Source organism: Burkholderia cepacia GG4 (genome assembly GCF_000292915.1).
In the GTDB taxonomy this organism is placed as follows: Bacteria; Pseudomonadota; Gammaproteobacteria; order Burkholderiales; family Burkholderiaceae; genus Burkholderia; species Burkholderia cepacia_D.
On the sequence record NC_018513.1, the window covers coordinates 1,585,743 to 1,602,618 of the forward strand.

18 protein-coding genes are annotated in these 16,876 nt (G+C 66.5%); 10 read left to right on the forward strand and 8 right to left on the reverse strand.

What is annotated here, in order from left to right:
* Nucleotides 1-145: 145 nt before the first annotated feature.
* From GEM_RS07245 to GEM_RS07280, 8 genes are all read left to right on the forward strand, one after another.
* Nucleotides 146-850, forward strand: a complete 705-nt coding sequence (locus GEM_RS07245; RefSeq protein ID WP_014896768.1) for a GntR family transcriptional regulator — start codon at nucleotides 146-148, stop codon at nucleotides 848-850.
* A gap of 149 nt (nucleotides 851-999) precedes the next feature.
* Nucleotides 1,000-2,484: an NCS1 family nucleobase:cation symporter-1 gene (locus GEM_RS07250; RefSeq protein ID WP_014896769.1), complete on the forward strand. Its 1,485-nt coding sequence runs from the start codon at nucleotides 1,000-1,002 to the stop codon at nucleotides 2,482-2,484.
* Nucleotides 2,485-2,494: 10 nt separating this feature from the next.
* Nucleotides 2,495-3,331: an aspartate/glutamate racemase family protein gene (locus GEM_RS07255; protein WP_014896770.1), complete on the forward strand. Its 837-nt coding sequence runs from the start codon at nucleotides 2,495-2,497 to the stop codon at nucleotides 3,329-3,331.
* Nucleotides 3,332-3,480: 149 nt separating this feature from the next.
* Nucleotides 3,481-4,434 (forward strand): allantoinase PuuE, encoded by a 954-nt coding sequence (puuE, locus tag GEM_RS07260; protein WP_014896771.1) that lies wholly within the window; start codon nucleotides 3,481-3,483, stop codon nucleotides 4,432-4,434.
* A complete protein-coding gene (gene uraD, locus GEM_RS07265; protein ID WP_014896772.1) occupies nucleotides 4,431-4,952 on the forward strand; it encodes a 2-oxo-4-hydroxy-4-carboxy-5-ureidoimidazoline decarboxylase in 522 nt (173 codons plus the stop codon). Before puuE ends, uraD begins: the two co-directional genes overlap by 4 nt.
* A 62-nt stretch (nucleotides 4,953-5,014) precedes the next feature.
* On the forward strand, nucleotides 5,015-6,028 hold the full coding sequence (gene alc, locus GEM_RS07270; protein ID WP_014896773.1) for an allantoicase: 1,014 nt from the start codon (nucleotides 5,015-5,017) through the stop codon (nucleotides 6,026-6,028).
* A complete protein-coding gene (locus tag GEM_RS07275; RefSeq protein ID WP_014896774.1) occupies nucleotides 6,025-6,537 on the forward strand; it encodes an ureidoglycolate lyase in 513 nt (170 codons plus the stop codon). Before alc ends, GEM_RS07275 begins: the two co-directional genes overlap by 4 nt.
* Nucleotides 6,538-6,726: 189 nt before the next feature.
* On the forward strand, nucleotides 6,727-7,137 hold the full coding sequence (locus tag GEM_RS07280; protein WP_014896775.1) for an ACT domain-containing protein: 411 nt from the start codon (nucleotides 6,727-6,729) through the stop codon (nucleotides 7,135-7,137).
* Between the two features lie 97 nt (nucleotides 7,138-7,234).
* On the opposite strand, the gene GEM_RS07285 is transcribed toward GEM_RS07280, so the two are convergent.
* Together GEM_RS07285 and uraH are read right to left on the reverse strand one after the other, a co-directional pair.
* A complete protein-coding gene (locus GEM_RS07285) occupies nucleotides 7,235-8,428 on the reverse strand; it encodes a urate hydroxylase PuuD (RefSeq protein ID WP_014896776.1) in 1,194 nt (397 codons plus the stop codon).
* A gap of 52 nt (nucleotides 8,429-8,480) precedes the next feature.
* On the reverse strand, nucleotides 8,481-8,834 hold the full coding sequence (gene uraH / locus GEM_RS07290) for a hydroxyisourate hydrolase (RefSeq protein WP_011657188.1): 354 nt from the start codon (nucleotides 8,832-8,834) through the stop codon (nucleotides 8,481-8,483).
* A gap of 509 nt (nucleotides 8,835-9,343) precedes the next feature.
* Between uraH and GEM_RS07295 the strand changes: the two genes are divergently transcribed.
* A complete protein-coding gene (locus tag GEM_RS07295; protein ID WP_014896777.1) occupies nucleotides 9,344-10,756 on the forward strand; it encodes an 8-oxoguanine deaminase in 1,413 nt (470 codons plus the stop codon).
* Between the two features lie 146 nt (nucleotides 10,757-10,902).
* Here GEM_RS07295 and GEM_RS07300 read toward each other — a convergent pair whose 3' ends face one another.
* Both GEM_RS07300 and GEM_RS07305 read right to left on the reverse strand, forming a co-directional pair.
* Entirely contained in the window at nucleotides 10,903-11,832 is a 930-nt protein-coding gene (locus tag GEM_RS07300) for a LysR substrate-binding domain-containing protein (protein WP_006490213.1), read from the reverse strand.
* A 215-nt stretch (nucleotides 11,833-12,047) separates the two neighbouring features.
* The gene (locus GEM_RS07305) at nucleotides 12,048-12,257 is read right to left on the reverse strand and encodes a dodecin (protein ID WP_014896778.1); all 210 of its coding nucleotides are present in this window, start codon (nucleotides 12,255-12,257) and stop codon (nucleotides 12,048-12,050) included.
* A gap of 131 nt (nucleotides 12,258-12,388) precedes the next feature.
* Here GEM_RS07305 and GEM_RS07310 point away from each other — a divergent pair, with 131 nt between their 5' ends.
* Complete coding sequence (locus tag GEM_RS07310) at nucleotides 12,389-13,282, forward strand: NAD(P)-dependent oxidoreductase (protein WP_041490476.1); 894 nt, start codon at nucleotides 12,389-12,391, stop codon at nucleotides 13,280-13,282.
* 77 nt (nucleotides 13,283-13,359) lie between these two features.
* Here GEM_RS07310 and GEM_RS07315 read toward each other — a convergent pair whose 3' ends face one another.
* From GEM_RS07315 to GEM_RS07330, 4 genes are all read right to left on the reverse strand, one after another.
* Nucleotides 13,360-13,806 (reverse strand): hypothetical protein, encoded by a 447-nt coding sequence (locus GEM_RS07315; RefSeq protein WP_027784713.1) that lies wholly within the window; start codon nucleotides 13,804-13,806, stop codon nucleotides 13,360-13,362.
* Between the two features lie 342 nt (nucleotides 13,807-14,148).
* Nucleotides 14,149-14,580: a large conductance mechanosensitive channel protein MscL gene (gene mscL / locus GEM_RS07320; RefSeq protein WP_014896780.1), complete on the reverse strand. Its 432-nt coding sequence runs from the start codon at nucleotides 14,578-14,580 to the stop codon at nucleotides 14,149-14,151.
* A gap of 230 nt (nucleotides 14,581-14,810) precedes the next feature.
* Nucleotides 14,811-15,983, reverse strand: coding sequence for a tetratricopeptide repeat protein (locus tag GEM_RS07325; protein WP_014896781.1), 1,173 nt, complete (start codon nucleotides 15,981-15,983; stop codon nucleotides 14,811-14,813).
* Between the two features lie 78 nt (nucleotides 15,984-16,061).
* On the reverse strand, nucleotides 16,062-16,742 hold the full coding sequence (locus tag GEM_RS07330; protein WP_014896782.1) for a PspA/IM30 family protein: 681 nt from the start codon (nucleotides 16,740-16,742) through the stop codon (nucleotides 16,062-16,064).
* Nucleotides 16,743-16,876: the final 134 nt, after the last annotated feature.

Genomic DNA, 16,876 nt, shown 5'->3' on the forward strand with positions numbered 1-16,876 from the left:
GGACAAGCATGTGAGGCTTGTCGCGCCTGAATGGTGAGCGCCGCGCACCGATCTGGCACAGAGAAATGCACGCCGATTGTGCGCAATACGGGAAAAGAATTGTTGACAATCTTTATGTCCGTCCTAGGATGAGGACCATCACACGATGCAGAACATGAACGAGTCCGATACCCCCCCGTCCGGCGCAGCCGGTCCCGAAGCGATCGCCGAGCGGATCCGCACCGCGATCCTCGAGCATCGGCTCGCGCCCGGCGCGAAGCTGACGGAAGCGCAGCTCTGCGACGTGTTCGGCGTGAAGCGCGGGACGATTCGGCAGGCGCTCTCGCAGCTCGCGGCCGACAAGCTGGTCGATCTCGAGCCGAACCGCGGTGCGTTCGTCGCGAGTCCGACGCTGCAGGACGTGCACGAGGTGTTCGAGATGCGCCGGATCATCGAGCTGGCTGTGGTCGAGCGGCTCGCGACCGGGCCGGGCGCGAAGCGGCTGAAGGGCGTCGCCGCGCTGATCGACAAGGAACGCAAGGCGTTCGAGCGGCACGATTTCGCGGCCTGGATCCGTCTGTCGGGTGAATTCCATACGGCGCTCGCGGCGCTGACGGGCAATGCGACGCTCTGCGAGTGCCTCGACGGGCTCGTCGCACGCTCGACGCTGATGTCGGCGCTGTACGAATCGCACGGGCGCAGCCCGTGCTCGTGCGACGACCACGACGAGATCCTGACCGCGCTGGAAGCGGGCGATTCGAAGCGGGCGGTGACGCTGATGGCGCACCACCTGCAGCATGTCGAACTGAAGATGCTGGACCGGCCCGCGCAAGGGCAGGTCGATTTGCGCGAAGTGTTCGGCGGCGCCTGAGCGGCGACGCGAACCCGGCCGCGCGCCACACGACGAGAGCAATGCAGGCCGGCGGTTTGCGCCGCCGGCCGCCAGTCCGACTCCGGGCGATGATCCGGAGCGATATCGATGACGGTGGAGCGGCTGTCCGGCCGCGTCAAGGAGAAGTCATGGCTCAGTTCAGTGTGGCGCACGACAGCGCGTACCCGGCGGAACAAGGCGGCGAGGGCGGCGGCCCCGCGTTGCCGGACGGCTACAGTCAACGTCTGTACAACGAAGATTTGGCACCCCTAAAAAATCAGACATGGGGTTCGTACAACATCTTCGCGTTCTGGATGTCGGACGTGCACAGCGTGGGTGGCTACGTGTTCGCGGGCAGCCTGTTCGCGCTCGGGCTGACGAGCTGGCAGGTGCTGATCGCGCTGATCGTCGGCATCACGATCGTGAACCGGTTGTGCAACCTGATCGCGCGGCCGAGCCAGCAGGTCGGCGTGCCGTATCCGGTGGCGTGCCGCGCGACGTTCGGCGTGCTCGGCGCGAACGTGCCGGCCGTGATCCGCGGGCTGATCGCGATCGCGTGGTACGGCATCCAGACCTATCTCGCGTCCAGCGCGCTCGTGATCGTCGTGCTGAAGTTCTTCCCGCAATGGCTGCCGTACGCGGACGTGCATCGCTACGGCTTCCTCGGGCTGTCGGCGGTCGGCTGGGCCGGCTTCATGCTGCTGTGGGTGCTGCAGGCGTTCGTGTTCTGGAACGGGATGGAGACGATCAAGAAGTTCATCGACTTCGCGGGCCCGGCCGTCTACGTCGTGATGTTCATCCTGGCCGGCTACATGGTGTGGCGCGCGGGCTGGCGCAACATCGGCATCAACCTCGGCGGCGTCAAGTATCACGGCGCGGCAGTGATTCCGGTGATGATCACGGCCGTGTCGCTCGTCGTGTCGTACTTCTCCGGGCCGATGCTGAATTTCGGCGACTTCTCGCGCTACTGCCGCTCGTTTGGCGAAGTGAAGCGCGGCAACTTCTGGGGGCTGCCGGTCAACTTCCTCGCGTTCTCGCTCGTCACGGTGATCACCACCGCCGCGACGCTGCCGGTGTTCGGCGAGCTCATCACCGATCCCGTCGAGACGGTCGGCCGCATCGACCATCCGACCGCGGTGATCCTCGGCGCGCTCACCTTCACGATTGCGACGATCGGCATCAACATCGTCGCGAACTTCGTGTCGCCCGCGTTCGACTTCTCGAACGTCGCGCCGCGGCTGATCAGCTGGCGCGCGGGCGGGATGCTCGCGGCCGTCGCGTCGATCTTCATCACGCCGTGGAACCTGTTTAACAACCCGGCCGTGATCCACTACACGCTCGACGTGCTCGGCGCATTCATCGGTCCGCTGTACGGCGTGCTGATCGCCGACTTCTACCTCGTCAAGCGCGGCCGGATCGTGCGCGACGACCTGTACACGATGTCGGAGCGCGGCAGCTACTGGTACACGGGCGGCGTGAACCGCCGCGCGCTCGCCGCGCTGCTGCCGGCCGCGGTGATCGCCGTCGTCTGCGTGATGGTGCCGGGCTGGCAGGCCGCCGCGAACTTCTCGTGGTTCATCGGCGCGGGGCTCGGCTTCCTGTTCTACCGGCTGCTCGTGAGCACGAAGGCCTGAGGAGCGCGCGATGAAGATCAAGCTGATCAATCCGAACACGACGCAGCGGATGACTGACGCGATGGGCCGCTGCGCGCGCGAAGTCGCGGCCGCGGGCACCGCGATCGTCGCCGTGAGCCCGCCGATGGGGCCGCCGTCGATCGAAGGCTATTACGACGAGGCGCTCGCGACGCCCGGGCTCCTTGCCGAGATCGCGCAGGGCGAGCGCGACGGCTTCGACGCGTACGTGATCGCGTGTTTCGGCGATCCCGGCCTGTATGCGGCGCGCGAGGTCGCGCGCGGGCCGGTGATCGGGATCGCCGAGGCGGCGATGCACGCGGCGAGCGTGCTCGCGCCGGGCTTCTCGGTCGTCACGACGCTGGCCCGCACCTGCGGGATGGCGTGGCATCTCGCGGAGCGCTACGGGATGAAGCGGTTCTGCCGCAACGTGCGCGCGACCGACGTCGCGGTGCTCGAGCTCGATCGGCCAGGCTCGGCCGCGCGGCGGATCATCGTCGACGCATGCCGGCGCGCGCTCGACGAGGACGGTGCCGACGCAATCGTGCTCGGCTGTGCCGGGATGGCCGAATTCGCGCACGAGATCGAGCAGCAGATCGGCGCGCCGGTGGTCGAGGGCGTCACGGCGGCCGTCAAATGGGCCGAGGCGCTCGTGGCGCTGCGGCTCGCGACCGCGAAGCGTGGCGACTATGCGCGGCCGCTGCCGAAGCGCTACGACGGCGAATTCGCGCGTTTCAGCCCGCCGGACGACGCGTCGCCGGCCGTGCCGGTCGCCACCACGGCGCGCAGCGGGATCACCGCATCGGAACCGGTCCCGAATTTGCCGCAACCGCACATACACTCCGTCTGACATGCACTATCTGCGCCGCTGTATGGGCGCGTATGAACGTTTTCGCTACACTGGGCCGTCATCGCATCAGCCCGCGCGGCCGGCCTCCGACAGCCGCGCGGGGCGATGCGAACCCATTATTTCAGCAAGCTTTCGTCGCCCTTCGAACCATGTCACTCGATCCCAACTATCCTCGCGACCTGATCGGCTACGGCCGCCATCCCGTTCAGGCGAACTGGCCGGGGCGCGCCCGCGTCGCCGTGCAATTCGTCCTGAACTACGAGGAGGGCGGCGAGAACTGCGTGTTGCACGGCGATCCGGGTTCCGAACAGTTCCTGTCCGAAATCGTCGGCGCGGCCGCGTATCCGGACCGCCACATGAGCATGGAGTCGATCTACGAATACGGTTCGCGGGCCGGCGTGTGGCGCATCCTGCGCGAATTCGAGAAGCGCGGGCTGCCGCTGACGGTATTCGGCGTCGGCATGGCGATCGAGCGCCATCCGGAGCTCGCGCGCGCATTCGTCGAGCTCGGCCATGAGATCGCGTGCCACGGCTGGCGCTGGATCCACTACCAGAGCATGACGCCCGAACTCGAGGCCGAGCACATGCGCCTCGGGATGGAAGCGATCGAGCGCGTGACGGGCGAGCGTCCGCTGGGCTGGTACACCGGCCGCGACAGCCCGAACACGCACCGTCTCGTCGCGGAATACGGCGGCTTCCTGTACGACTCCGACAACTACGGCGACGACCTGCCGTTCTGGATGGACGTCGCAGTGTCGGGCGGCAGCACGTCGCCGCAACTGATCGTCCCGTACACGCTCGACACGAACGACATGCGCTTCGCGACGCCGCAAGGCTTCAACACCGGCGATCACTTCTTCGACTACCTGCGCGACGCGTTCGACGTGCTGTACGCCGAGGGCGACGAGGCGCCGAAGATGCTGTCGATCGGCATGCACTGCCGCCTGCTGGGCCGGCCGGGACGTTTCCGCGGGCTGCAGCGTTTCCTCGATCACATCGAGAAGCACGATCGCGTATGGGTGACGCGCCGTGTCGATATCGCGCGTCATTGGCGTGAACATCATCCGTATCAGCCCAATCATCGAAACGAAGGGAAAGCATGAAGGCGATGCGTTACACGTTGGAGCAACTGAACACGATGGCGCCGAGCGCATTCGTCGCGGCGCTGTCGGGGATCTTCGAACATTCGCCGTGGGTGGCCGAGGTCGCTGCGGGCGAGCGGCCGTTCGCGAGCATCGACGCGCTGCACCAGAGGATGTCGGGTGCGGTGGAGGCGGGCGGCGAAGTGCGCCAGCTCGCACTGATCAACGCTCACCCGGAGCTGGCCGGCAAGGCCGCCGTGCGCGGCGAGCTGACGGCCGAGTCGACGCGCGAGCAGAGCGGCGCGGGCCTCGACCAGTGCACGCAGGAGGAGTTCGACAAGCTGCTGACGCTGAACCGCACGTACCGCGAGAAGTTCGGCTTCCCGTTCATCCTCGCGGTGCGCGGCTATGACCGGCACGGCATCATCGCGAACTTCGAATCGCGCGTGAATCATTCGCGTACCGAAGAACTGCGTGCGAGCCTCGACCAGATCTACCGGATCGCGCGCTTCCGCCTCGACGACCTGATCGACGCCTGACTCCGCAAGACGGCCTGCTGCGTGGCAGCGGCCTGATCGCATCACTGAAACAAGGAAACATCATGGCTGTTCCGCTTCTCGATCCCGACGCACCCGATTTCACGCGGCGCTACGTGAACCTCGCCGACCCGCGTCTCGGTGCGCAGGCGCTCGAGGCCAGCGACGACTTCTTCGCGCCGAAGGACCGGATGCTGAACCCCGAGCCGGCGGTATTCATCCCCGGCAAGTACGACGACCACGGCAAGTGGATGGACGGCTGGGAGACGCGCCGCAAGCGCACGACGGGCTACGACTGGTGCATCGTCAAGCTCGCGCGGCCCGGCGTGATCAAGGGCTTCGACATCGACACGAGCCACTTCACCGGCAACTTCCCGCCGGCCGCGTCGATCGAGGCCGCGTTCGTAGCCGACGGCGCGCCGACGCACGCGACCGAGTGGGTCGAGGTCGTGCCGTCGACGACGCTGCAGGGCAACAGCCATCACTACGTCGCGGCGAGCGATACCCGTGCGTTCACGCACCTGCGCGTGAACATCTATCCGGACGGCGGCATCGCGCGCCTGCGCGTGTATGGCCAGCCGCAGCTCGACTGGGCCGGCGCGAGCGCGACCGAGCAGTTCGACCTCGCGGCGATGGAAAACGGCGGCTACGTGGTGGCCGCGAACAACCAGCACTTCGGCGTCGCGTCGAACCTGCTGCTGCCGGGCCGCGGCGTGAACATGGGCGACGGCTGGGAAACCCGCCGCCGCCGCGAACCGGGCAACGACTGGGCGATCATCGCGCTCGCGCAGCCGGGTGTGATCCGCAAGATCGAAGTCGACACCGCGTTCTTCAAGGGCAACTACCCGGATCGCTGCTCGATCCAGGCCGCGTACGTGTCGGGCGGGACCGACAGCTCGCTGATCACGCAGTCGATGTTCTGGCCGGTGCTGCTCGGCGAACAGAAGCTGCAGATGGACAAGCAGCACTATTTCGAACAGGACATCGCATCGCTGGGCCCGGTGACCCACGTGCGCCTGAACATCATTCCGGACGGCGGCGTATCGCGCCTGCGTCTGTGGGGGACGCTCGACAAATGAAGACGCTTGCAATCGAACCACTGACCAAGGAAGCGTTCGCGCCGTTCGGCGACGTGATCGAAACGGAAGGTGCGAAGCAGATTCCGATCAACCTCGGCACGACGATCCGCTTTCACGATCTCGCGCAGGTCGACGTGACGGATGAAGACGGCCGCACGCTCGTCAACCTGTTCCGCGGCCAGCCGCGCACGCTGCCGTTCGAAGTGAAGATGCTCGAGCGCCATCCGCTCGGCAGCCAGGCGTTCGTGCCGCTGAACGACCAGCCGTATCTCGTCGTCGTCGCGCCCGCGGGCGATCTCGATCCGTCGAACATCCGCGCGTTCGTGACGAGCGGGTGGCAGGGCGTCAACTATGCGAAGGGCGTGTGGCATCACCCGCTGATCGCGCTGGGCGGCGTCAGCGACTTCATCGTCGTCGATCGCGGCGGCGATGGCCTGAACCTGAACGAGCAGGACCTGCAGGAATCGCTTTGGCTCACCGAGGACGCGCTCGATGCGCTGACGGCCTGAGCGGCATTTCAGCCATTGATGTCGAAGCAACCCGCGCGATTTGCGCGGGTTTTTTTATGCCCGCTGCGCGGGCAGCATGGCGCGGTGTGCTCGCATATCGCGGCTGGCTCGCAGACGAAGTCGCGCCGGCGCGTGCTATCGTGCCCGCATCGCCACCGCACGACGCCCGGTTCCGGGCCCGTTCCCACGATGAGCCAACCTGAAAACGACCTCACGATCCTGCTGCGCACGATGCAGCCCGAGCTGCATCGCGGTGCGTTCGCCTTCGTCGTGCTACCGGTCGATGCAAACATATCGTTATCCGAAGCGATTGCAACGTTCCGCGAAGCGGAGGGCATGACGGTCGTGGTCGATGAGGAGACGGCCGGGCGGCGCGGTTGGCCGGTGCTGTTTCGCGCCGCGTGGATCACGTTGACCGTGCACTCGGACCTGGCAGCGGTCGGCCTGACGGCCGCGTTCGCACGCGCCCTCGGCGCGGCAGGCATCAGCTGCAACGTAATGGCCGCCGCATATCACGATCACATCTTCGTGCCATTCGACGACGGCCCGCGCGCGCTCGATGCGCTCGTCGCGCTGCAGCGCGACGCGCTGCGCGGCTAGCAGGCGAGGCATTCCGGACAGGCAAAAAAACGGGCCCGTTTCCGGGCCCGCGAACGGAGAGGATTGCGCCGGCAACCGACACCCGGCGCACGGCGGCTTACTTGGCCGCACCACCCTCGAACCAGGCGGCGAGCTTCACGCGCTCGTCGTCGGTCATGTGCGTGACGTTGCCGATCGGCATCGCCTTCAGGCGCACGGCCTGTTCGTAGATACGCTGCGCGTTCTTCGACACTTCGTCCGGCGTGTCGAACATCACGCCGGCGGGCGCGCTGCCCATCAGCGTCGGCTTCGCCGAGTGGCACTCGACGCAACGCTGCTGCAGGATCGGCATGATGTCGTTGATCACGATCTTCGGCGCGTTCGCGGCCTGCGCTTCCGGTGCGACCGGCTTCGGCATCGTCCACACCAGTGCGCCCGACAGCAGCGCGACGCCGCCGATCGGCAGGTACCACAGCTGCTTGCCGCGGTGACGCATCACGAAGAACTGACGAATCAGCGCGCCGGCCAGCATGATCAGCACGAGCACGATCCAGTTGAACTTGTTCGTGTACGTCATCGCATAGTGGTTCGACAGCATCGCGAACACGACCGGCAGCGTGAAATACGTGTTGTGCACCGAGCGTTGCTTGCCGCGCTTGCCGTAGATCGGGTTCGGTTCTTCACCCTTGAGCATCTTGTCGACCATCTTGCGCTGGCCGGGGATGATCACGAAGAACACGTTCGCCGACATGATCGTCGCGAGCATCGCGCCGACGATCAGGTACGCCGCACGGCCCGAGAAGATGTGGCATGCGAGGTACGCGGCGACGACGACGTAGATGCCGACGCAGATGCCGAGCACGCGATCGTTGGTGCCGAGGAGGCGGCACAGCGAGTCGTAGACGATCCAGCCGGCCGCGAGGAAGCCGAGCGCGGATGCGACGGCGACCACCGGGCCCATGTCGAGCACGCTCTTGTCGATCAGGTACGTGTTCGGTGCGAGCAGGTACAGCACGAAGAACAGCGAGAAGCCCGACAGCCAGGTCGTGTACGACGGCCACTTCGACCAGTGCAGGTCATCCGGCATTTCCGGCGGGGCGACCGTGTACTTCTGCATGTTGTAGAAACCGCCGCCGTGGACGTGCCACAGTTCGCCGAACACACCGCGCTTGCGCTGGTTCGGGTCGGTGGGCGGTTTCAGGCTGTTGTCGAGCGCGACGAAATAGAAGGACTCGCCGATCCACGCAATGGCGACGATGACATGCAGCCATCGCAGCGCGAGGTTCAGCCAGTCGGTGATGAAGCCTTCCATGAAACTCCTCCAGACTCAAATCGTTTGTTTGATGCGGGCGCTGATTCGAATGTCAGCTGCCGCGATAGGTGCTGTACGACCACGGCGACACGAGCAGCGGCACGTGGTAGTGCGATGCGGTGTCGGCGATGCCGAAGCGCAGCACGACGCGGTCGACGAAGCGGGGTTCGGGAACCTTCACGCCGAGCGACGCGAAGTAGTCGCCGGCATGGAATACGAGCTCGTACTCGCCGGCGGCGAGCGCAGCGCCTTCGAGCAGGGGTTCGTCGCAGCGGCCGTCGCTATTGGTCAGCACGGTCTTGATCGCGCGGCGCGATTCGCCGTCCAGCGCGTAGAGGTCCACCTTGATGGCAGCGCCGGGACGACCGTGCGCCGTATCGAGTACGTGGGTAGTGAGCTTTCCCATTCGCAATTGTCCTTGTGTGAATGCGAGGTTCGGCGGCGACTCGATCCATTGACTGTGCGGCGGATCGAGGCTCCACGTCACGTGGCTACATACCCGTCGGCGAGATTGAAGCGAGCGCCGTGCAGGCATTGTAAAAAGGTTCCCCGCGCAAATACGGGCGCGATATCAAAGATAATGCGCCGCGCATGAACCGCTGTCGACGGCACGCCGGACGCGGCTTCCGGCGGGCTTTCAGGGGCCCGGCGGGGGCCTGCGCGGCGTACCATATCGGAACCCTGAAGCGCGGTATTCCGGATCGCGCATTGTGTGCGGCGCGCGCTTGGGCGATCCTCCCGCCGTGCGCGTCGGCCGATGGCCGGCGCGTACCCCGAAGACGGCGAGCACGCCGGGTAACCGGGCCAGGGCGTTCGAACGGACGCAGGCACCGGGGCGTGCCGCGATTCAGCGTTCGAACGGCTGTGTGACCGCCTCCAGGACAGCCCCTGGGGGCAGACCGACGCGGAGAACGCATGAACCTCGAGCAGCACGCTGGCGCACGCGCGCCGAACACTTCCTCATCCCGCCCGAAAACCCTGCTGGTCAAGCACGCTGACGTGCTCGTGACCATGGACGACACGCGCCGCGAACTGCGCGACGCGGGGCTCTATATCGAAGACAACCGGATCGTCGCGGTCGGCCCGAGCGCCGAGCTGCCCGATCACGCCGACGAAGTGCTCGACCTGCGCGGCCACCTGGTGATCCCGGGGCTGGTGAACACGCACCACCACATGTACCAGAGCCTCACGCGCGCGGTGCCCGCTGCGCAGAACGCCGAGCTGTTCGGCTGGCTCACGAACCTGTACCGGATCTGGGCGCACCTGACGCCCGAGATGATCGAGGTGTCGACGCTGACCGCGATGGCCGAGCTGCTGCAGTCGGGCTGCACGACGTCGAGCGATCACCTGTACATTTACCCGAACGGCAGCCGGCTCGACGACAGCATCGGCGCCGCGCAGCGGATCGGCATGCGCTTTCACGCGAGCCGCGGCTCGATGAGCGTCGGTCAGCGCGACGGCGGGCTGCCGCCCGATTCGGTCGTCGAGCGCGAGCCCGAGATCCTGCGCGACACGCAGCGCCTGATCGAGACCTATCACGACGAAGGCCGTTACGCGATGCTGCGCGTGGTGGTCGCGCCGTGCTCGCCGTTCTCGGTGAGCCGCGAGCTGATGCGCGACGCGGCCGTGCTCGCGCGCGAATACGGCGTGTCGCTGCACACGCACCTGGCGGAGAACGTCAACGACATCGCATACAGCCGCGAGAAGTTCGGGATGACGCCGGCCGAATACGCGGAAGATCTCGGCTGGGTCGGCCACGATGTGTGGCACGCGCACTGCGTGCAGCTCGACGATGCGGGAATCGGCCTGTTCGCGCGCACCGGCACCGGTGTCGCGCACTGTCCGTGCTCGAACATGCGGCTCGCGTCCGGCATCGCGCCGGTGAAGAAGATGCGCCTCGCGGGCGTGCCGGTCGGCCTCGGCGTCGACGGTTCCGCGTCGAACGACGGTGCGCAGATGGTCGCGGAAGTCCGGCAGGCGCTGCTGCTGCAGCGGGTCGGCTTCGGGCCCGATGCGATGACCGCGCGCGAGGCGCTCGAGATCGCGACGCTCGGTGGCGCGAAGGTGCTGAACCGTGACGACATCGGTGCGCTGAAGCCGGGCATGGCCGCGGATTTCGCCGCATTCGACCTGCGCCAGCCGCTGTTCGCGGGCGCGCTGCACGATCCGGTCGCGGCGCTCGTGTTCTGCGCGCCGTCGCAGACGGCGTACACGGTGGTGAACGGGAAGGTGGTGGTGCGGGAAGGGCGGCTCGCGACGCTCGACCTGCCGCCCGTCATCGAGCGCCATAACGCGCTGGCGCAGGCGCTCGTGGAGGCGTCGCGCTGACGCGCCGATATGAAGTGAAGGTCGCGCCGCGCGCTGCGGATCGGGCGCGCGCGGCGGCTACGACTCGAGTCACCACACGCCGCGCATCACACGCATCACACCGGGCCACTGCGCAACGGCGGGCCCGGCCCGCGCGTCGCGCGCGATTACGGCTCGATCAGCGTGCGGGTCGCTTCCGCGACAAGGCTGCGCAGCCAGCGCACTTCGTCGGAGTAATGGCAGCGTTCGTGCCACAGCTGGTAGTACTGCATCGGCGGGAAGTCGAGCGGCGCCGGCACGACCGACAGCGGCAGGAACTTCGCGTAATGATCGGCGAACAGGCGCGTCGTCGTGAAGATCAGGTCCGATTTCACCAGCACGTACGGCGCGAGGTTGAAGTACGGCAGCGTGACGACCACGTGGCGCTTGAGCCGCTCGCGCGCGAGATGCACGTCGATCGCGCCGCGCTGGCCGACCGAGTACGGCGTCGGCGCGAGATGCGGTGCGTTCAGGTACTGGTCGAGCGTGAGCCCGCCGCGCTTCGCGAACGGGTGCGTGTTGCTCATCAGGCAGACGATCTCGTCGACGAACAGGTTCGACAGGTGCAGTTGCTCGGGCGGCTCGGGCCAGTTGCCGACGACGATGTCGAGCTTGCCGTCTTCCAGCGCGAGCTCGTAGTCGAACGCGGGGCCGAGCGAGTGGAACTCGAGCGTTGCATTCGGCGCGGCCTGGCGGAAGCGTTCGACGACGGTCGGCACGAACAGCACGTTCAGGTAGTCGGGGCAGCCGATCCGGTAGCAGCGGATCGATGTGGCCGGGTCGAAATTGTGCTGCTGGAACTTGATGCGCTCGATTTCACGCAGCGCATTCTGCACGGGCTCGAGCAGACGCAGCCCGTATTCGGTCGGGACCATGCCGGACTTGCCGCGCACCAGCAGCGGGTCGCCGGTGATGTCGCGCAGGCGCCGCAGCGCGGCGCTGATCGCCGGTTGCGACTGGTTCAGTTTGACGGCCGCACGCGTGACGCTGCGCTCCATCAACAAGGTGTGCAAGACGCGCAAGAGGTACGTGTCGATCGCCTCGCGTTGCTGACTCATGATATCTCCGTTTTATATGTCTGGGCTGATCGAGGGGCGGGTTGGGTATATGATTTTTAATATGAACCAACGCCTGCGTCAAGAGATGGATACCCGCAGACGCCCGCCGGCCGGGCCTCGACAAGGGGGCCGAACGGGGTGTAATGCTGGAGTGCGCGGTGCCGCGCGGACGCGCGTTGCACGCATCCGGTGGTCAGGGCACCGCGCGTGACGGGTCAGTCGTCGATGCGCATGCCGACTTTCAGCGTGACCTGCCAGTGGACGACCTGGTCGCCTTCGATGTGCCCGCGCGTTTCGGTCACCTGGAACCAGTGCAGGTTGTGCAGGGTCTTGCCGGCTTTCGAGATCGCGTTGCGGATGGCGTCGTCGCACGATTGCTGTGACGAGCCGGTCAGTTCGATCAGCTTGTAGACGTGGTCGCTCATGATGCGCTCCCTGGGACGTCGGTATGGCCGGCGCAAGCCGCGGGCCCGAAGCGGTGCCGCGCGTGTCCGGCTTCTTGAGTGATAGGTATGATGGGCGGCAAGTGCAACCCCAATTGGAGACGAGGAACATCGTGGAAGTCGGATTTTGCGGACCGGGATTGATGGGCGCGCCGATGATTCGGCATTTGCTGGCGGCGGGCCACCGGGTCAGCGTATGGAACCGGACGCGCGGCAAGGCCGAGGCGCTCGAGCAGCACGGTGCGCAGGTGGTCGACACGCCGCGCGAACTGGCCGAGCGGGTCGACACGGTGTTCGTGTGCGTGCTCGACGGTCGTGCGGTCGGCGATGTCGCGTTCGGCGAGCACGGGCTCTTTGCCGGCGATGCGAATGCACGCCGCTTGCGGCGTATCGTCGATCATTCGAGCATTCCGCCTGCCACGACGCGCGACTATGCGGCGCGCGCGGCCGCGCTCGGCGTAGGCTGGATCGATGCGCCCGTGTCGGGCGGCGTGCCCGGCGCGCAGGCCGGCACGCTCGCGGTGATGGCGGGTGGCGGCGCGGCCGACCTCGACACGGTGCGGCCATTGATCGACACGTATGCGTCGCGCATCACGCACATGGGCGAAGCGGGCGCGGGACAGACCGCGAAGCTGTGCAACCAGGCAATCGTCACCGCGACGGTGACCGCGATTGCCGAGGCGGTCGGCCTCGCGCAGGCGAGCGGCATCGATGCCGCGCGTCTGGCGGACGCGCTGGCCGGCGGGTGGGCCGATTCGGTGCTGCTGCAGACGTTCGTGCCGCGCATGACGTCGGGCGGTCACGCGCCGATCGGCGCGCTCGCCACGTTCCAGAAGGATGTCGATGCGATCGCCGACGCGGCGCGCGACACGGGCGCCGTGATGCCGGTGTCGGCCACCGTGCAACAGGTGCTGCGGCTCGGCGCCGCACAGGGGCTGGCCGGTGCCGATTTCGCCGCGTTCATCGACATCGTCCGGCCCGGCAACGGGCGCGGGACGGTGCAGTGATCGCGCAGTGAAGATGAAACGGGAAGCCTGAATGACCGATGGGCCGCCAGGAGGCGGCCCATCGTGTCGGTGTCGGTTCAGCCGAGGGAGCGCGGCGTCGTGTCGCCGGCGTTCTGGCGTCCGAGCCCGCCACGCAGGCTCGCCTTCGTGCCCGCACCAAATTCGGGCAGGATGCGCGCACGGGCGCGGCTCGCGAACACGAGGAAGCCGAAGCCGTTCGCCTCGTACCAGTACCCGCCGTTCTCGAGGCCGTCGAGCGGCTGTTCGAGCGCATTGGCGATCGATTCGATGCAGCGCTTGCGCAATTCGGCAATGGCCGGATAGGGCGGCTGTGCGCCGCGCACGCTGCACAAGAGCACGTCGAGGCCGGGCAGCACATGCGCGTAGAGGACGGGTTCGTCCTGCGCACGGGCGCGGGCAATCTTGGTGTCGAGTTGCGCGAAAGGTTTCGAGTGGCGCAATACCGCAAGGAATGACTCCTGGCCATCCTGTTGCGCACGTCGACGTTTTTTCGGGAAGGACATAAACACTCGCCTCAAAAACAATTGCAAGAAATGCGGCACTTTCATGCGACCCACTCCCGGCTATGTACGCCGCATGTCGATCCTTTATAGCACACGAAAATGCTGCGCTCGTGCGGTACCGACGATCAATGTCTCCCGTCGACCCGCATGCCACGATGATCGACACAGCCAGCGTCTTGGCGCCCGTACTGTCGTTTAGTCTCCATCATAGACCTGCTTTTCCCGCGCGTGCATTCGGTCGTCACAAAAAAGTGCGATAGGCCTCGCGCGACGGTGCGCGGCGCGCGCGCATGAAAAAGGCCCGCACATGGCGGGCCTGGCAGATGCGGCGTGGCACGGCGCTCAGCGTTGCTTGAGCGAATCGCGGATCTCGCGCAGCAGCACCGTGTCTTCCGGCGTCGCGGCCGGTGCGGCTTCTGCCGGCTTGCGCAGCTTGTTGATGAATTTCACCATCAGGAAAATGATGAACGCCAGGATGATGAAGTTGATCGCCACCGTGATGAACGAGCCGTAGCCGAACGCGGCGATGCCCGCGGCCTGCAGGTCCTTGAACGAATCGGGATTACCCTTGAACGTCGGGGGAATGGTGCCGAGCAGAACGAACTTGTTCGAGAAATCCAGACCGCCCGTCAGCACGCCGATGACCGGCATGATGAGGTCTTTGACAACCGAGTCGACGATCTTCGAGAATGCGCCGCCGATGATCACGCCGACGGCGAGATCCATCACGTTGCCTTTGACGGCGAACTCCTTGAATTCCTTGATTATGCTCATGAGCGGCTTTCTCCTGGTTGGGCGAGGGGAGGCGTGCCGCGACGCGCAGGGCTGCGAAGCGTCTGATGGGTCGGATGGGATCGGAGGCACGCCGATGGCCGCATGATAGCGAACGTACCCCATTGCCGGTAGCCCATCTTGAAATGATTAACAAATGCGCGTACCGGCGCGAGCAAAACTGAAAGGCAGCGTGCGGGCGTCGCGATGCGTCGCGCCCGCACGCGCGATGCTCAGGTGTTGTCGTCGGTCCAGCCGTCGTCGTTACTGCCGAGATCGACACCGCCGCCGCCACTGCCGTCGCTCCAGTTCGAATTGTCGCCACGGCCGAGGTCGAAGCCCGGGTCGCCGCCTTGCCGGCGGCGCTGGTCGTCGACGATCACGTCGTGTTCGACCACGCGCTCGCGGCCGCCGGACATCGCTTCGCCGAGCAGCACGCCGGTCAGCAGCCCGCCCATTCCACCGCCGAAACCGCCGCCTTGCTGAACCACGACGGGCGGCTGTTGTTGCGGATACGGTTGCGGCGGGTACGGTTGCTGCTGATACGGCTGGCCTTGCATGCCGGTGACGCGATCGGCTTCCTGCGCGTAGACCGAGCCGCTGCCGTTCGCCGGCGCCGCGGGTTGCGCGCTCGGGTCGGGGCGTCCTTCGACGCGCGCCTTCACGCTCGCATGACGCTGTTCGAGTTCGTCGATGCGATAGGGCGGCACCGGGTTCTTGCCGTTCGACAGCGCTTCGACGAGCGAGCGTGCATCCGTCTCGATGCCTTCGAGTTCACCCGTGAGCGCGGCAGCACCGGGCGCCGTCGACAGCTTGGCGTCGAGTTTCAGCGGACGGATGTCGTTCAGCACGTCGGTCGCGCGCTTGAGCTGCGTGCGGCGCTCGTCGTCGGCGCGGCTGTCGTCGGCCGAGCGCGCGCGTCGCAGCGTCCAGCGCAGTACCAGCGCGATGATCACGACGATCAGCCCGAGGCCGATCCACATGCCGGTCGACGGACCGTGTTTCGCGGCGGGTGCGGCGGGCGCGAGCGACGATTGCAATGAACCGGTCTGGGTGGCCGACGGTGCGGTGCCGCTCGTGCGCGCGGCATCCGCGCGGATGCGCGATTCGGTCTGCGCGAAATGCGATGCGTCGGTGAAGCGCAGTTGCGGATCGAGCGACTTCGCCTGTTGCAGTTGCGCGAGCGCGTCGGCTGAGCGGCCTTCGCGATCCAGCACCTGTGCGTACAGGTAGTGCGCATGCGCGTTGTTCGGATGGGCGTCGATGACTTGCGACAACTGCGTGTCGGCGCGCTGCCAGTCGCGTTGTGCGATCGACTGCTGGACTTGCTGCAGCGACGGTACCGCAAATGCGGCGGACGACAGCAGCATCAGCGAGAGGCCGAGTGCGGCGAGAGATTTCTTCATGGTCGAACCGGGCGCGAGCGCCCGTCTCCTGACGATCGGTGCGCGCCGCGAGCCCGGCGGGCCGCGGCGCGATTGCCGTTACTGCGCGGGCGTGTCGAGCTGCTTCTTGAGCGCGGCGAGGCGATCCTCGACCGACGGGCCCTTGTTCAAGGCGGCGAGCTTGTCGTCGAGCGCCTTGCCGCTCGACGTGTCTGCCGAATTCAGGCGTGCGTCCGAGCGCGCGTTCTGCAGCGCGACCTTGTCCTCGAGCTTCTGGAAATCCTCGGACAGGTTCTTGCCGCCGATGCCGCCCAGCGCGCTGGCCGCGACGTCCTTCGCCTGCGCGATTTCCTGTTTGGCTTGCAGGATGTTCGAGCGTGCGTTCAGGTCGTTGCGGCGTTGACGCATGTCGGTGATCTGCCCCTTCAGCTTGTCGACCGACGGTTCGAGCGTCGTCAACTCGGCCGCGAGTGCGTTGCGTTCGGCTTCCGCGTTCGACTGCGCGGCGAGCGCCTCGCGCGCGAGCGCTTCGTCGCCGGCCTGCAGCGCGCGCTTCGCGCCGTCCTCGTACTTCTTCACCTTGTCGTCGGCCGCATCGCGCTTGCTGCGCTGGGTCGCGACTTGTGCCTCGATCTCGATCAGCGAATTCTCGGCACGGCCGATGCTGTCGTCGAGCTCCCGCACGATCTGCCGTGCGTCGCGCGACGGATCCTGTACCGAGTCGGCCGCATCGTTCAGCAGGCCTTTGATCGTGCGCGAAACAGAGTCGAAAAGCGACATGAAATCCTCCGTGGTTGAAAGGTGCCGCGTGAGCGCGGCCGTGCCCGCTGCGAATCGGTTCCGACCCGCGTGAGCTGGCGGATATTACACCGCCGGCCCCTTAAATACGGCTTAAGCGCTGGAGTTCAAGCGGC

Excerpts from the sequence above, each read along its gene's own strand:
- uraH (WP_011657188.1), bottom strand. The coding sequence starts at position 8,834 with ATGGGAAAGCTCACTACCCACGTACTCGATACGGCGCACGGTCGTCCC.
- GEM_RS07255 (WP_014896770.1), top strand. The coding sequence starts at position 2,495 with ATGAAGATCAAGCTGATCAATCCGAACACGACGCAGCGGATGACTGAC.
- mscL (WP_014896780.1), bottom strand. The coding sequence starts at position 14,580 with ATGAGCATAATCAAGGAATTCAAGGAGTTCGCCGTCAAAGGCAACGTG.
- GEM_RS07330 (WP_014896782.1), bottom strand. The coding sequence starts at position 16,742 with ATGTCGCTTTTCGACTCTGTTTCGCGCACGATCAAAGGCCTGCTGAAC.
- GEM_RS07315 (WP_027784713.1), bottom strand. The coding sequence starts at position 13,806 with ATGTCCTTCCCGAAAAAACGTCGACGTGCGCAACAGGATGGCCAGGAG.
- GEM_RS07295 (WP_014896777.1), top strand. The coding sequence starts at position 9,344 with ATGAACCTCGAGCAGCACGCTGGCGCACGCGCGCCGAACACTTCCTCA.
- GEM_RS07285 (WP_014896776.1), bottom strand. The coding sequence starts at position 8,428 with ATGGAAGGCTTCATCACCGACTGGCTGAACCTCGCGCTGCGATGGCTG.
- alc (WP_014896773.1), top strand. The coding sequence starts at position 5,015 with ATGGCTGTTCCGCTTCTCGATCCCGACGCACCCGATTTCACGCGGCGC.
- GEM_RS07245 (WP_014896768.1), top strand. The coding sequence starts at position 146 with ATGCAGAACATGAACGAGTCCGATACCCCCCCGTCCGGCGCAGCCGGT.
- GEM_RS07275 (WP_014896774.1), top strand. The coding sequence starts at position 6,025 with ATGAAGACGCTTGCAATCGAACCACTGACCAAGGAAGCGTTCGCGCCG.
- GEM_RS07325 (WP_014896781.1), bottom strand. The coding sequence starts at position 15,983 with ATGAAGAAATCTCTCGCCGCACTCGGCCTCTCGCTGATGCTGCTGTCG.
- uraD (WP_014896772.1), top strand. The coding sequence starts at position 4,431 with ATGAAGGCGATGCGTTACACGTTGGAGCAACTGAACACGATGGCGCCG.
- GEM_RS07305 (WP_014896778.1), bottom strand. The coding sequence starts at position 12,257 with ATGAGCGACCACGTCTACAAGCTGATCGAACTGACCGGCTCGTCACAG.
- GEM_RS07250 (WP_014896769.1), top strand. The coding sequence starts at position 1,000 with ATGGCTCAGTTCAGTGTGGCGCACGACAGCGCGTACCCGGCGGAACAA.
- GEM_RS07280 (WP_014896775.1), top strand. The coding sequence starts at position 6,727 with ATGAGCCAACCTGAAAACGACCTCACGATCCTGCTGCGCACGATGCAG.
- puuE (WP_014896771.1), top strand. The coding sequence starts at position 3,481 with ATGTCACTCGATCCCAACTATCCTCGCGACCTGATCGGCTACGGCCGC.
- GEM_RS07300 (WP_006490213.1), bottom strand. The coding sequence starts at position 11,832 with ATGAGTCAGCAACGCGAGGCGATCGACACGTACCTCTTGCGCGTCTTG.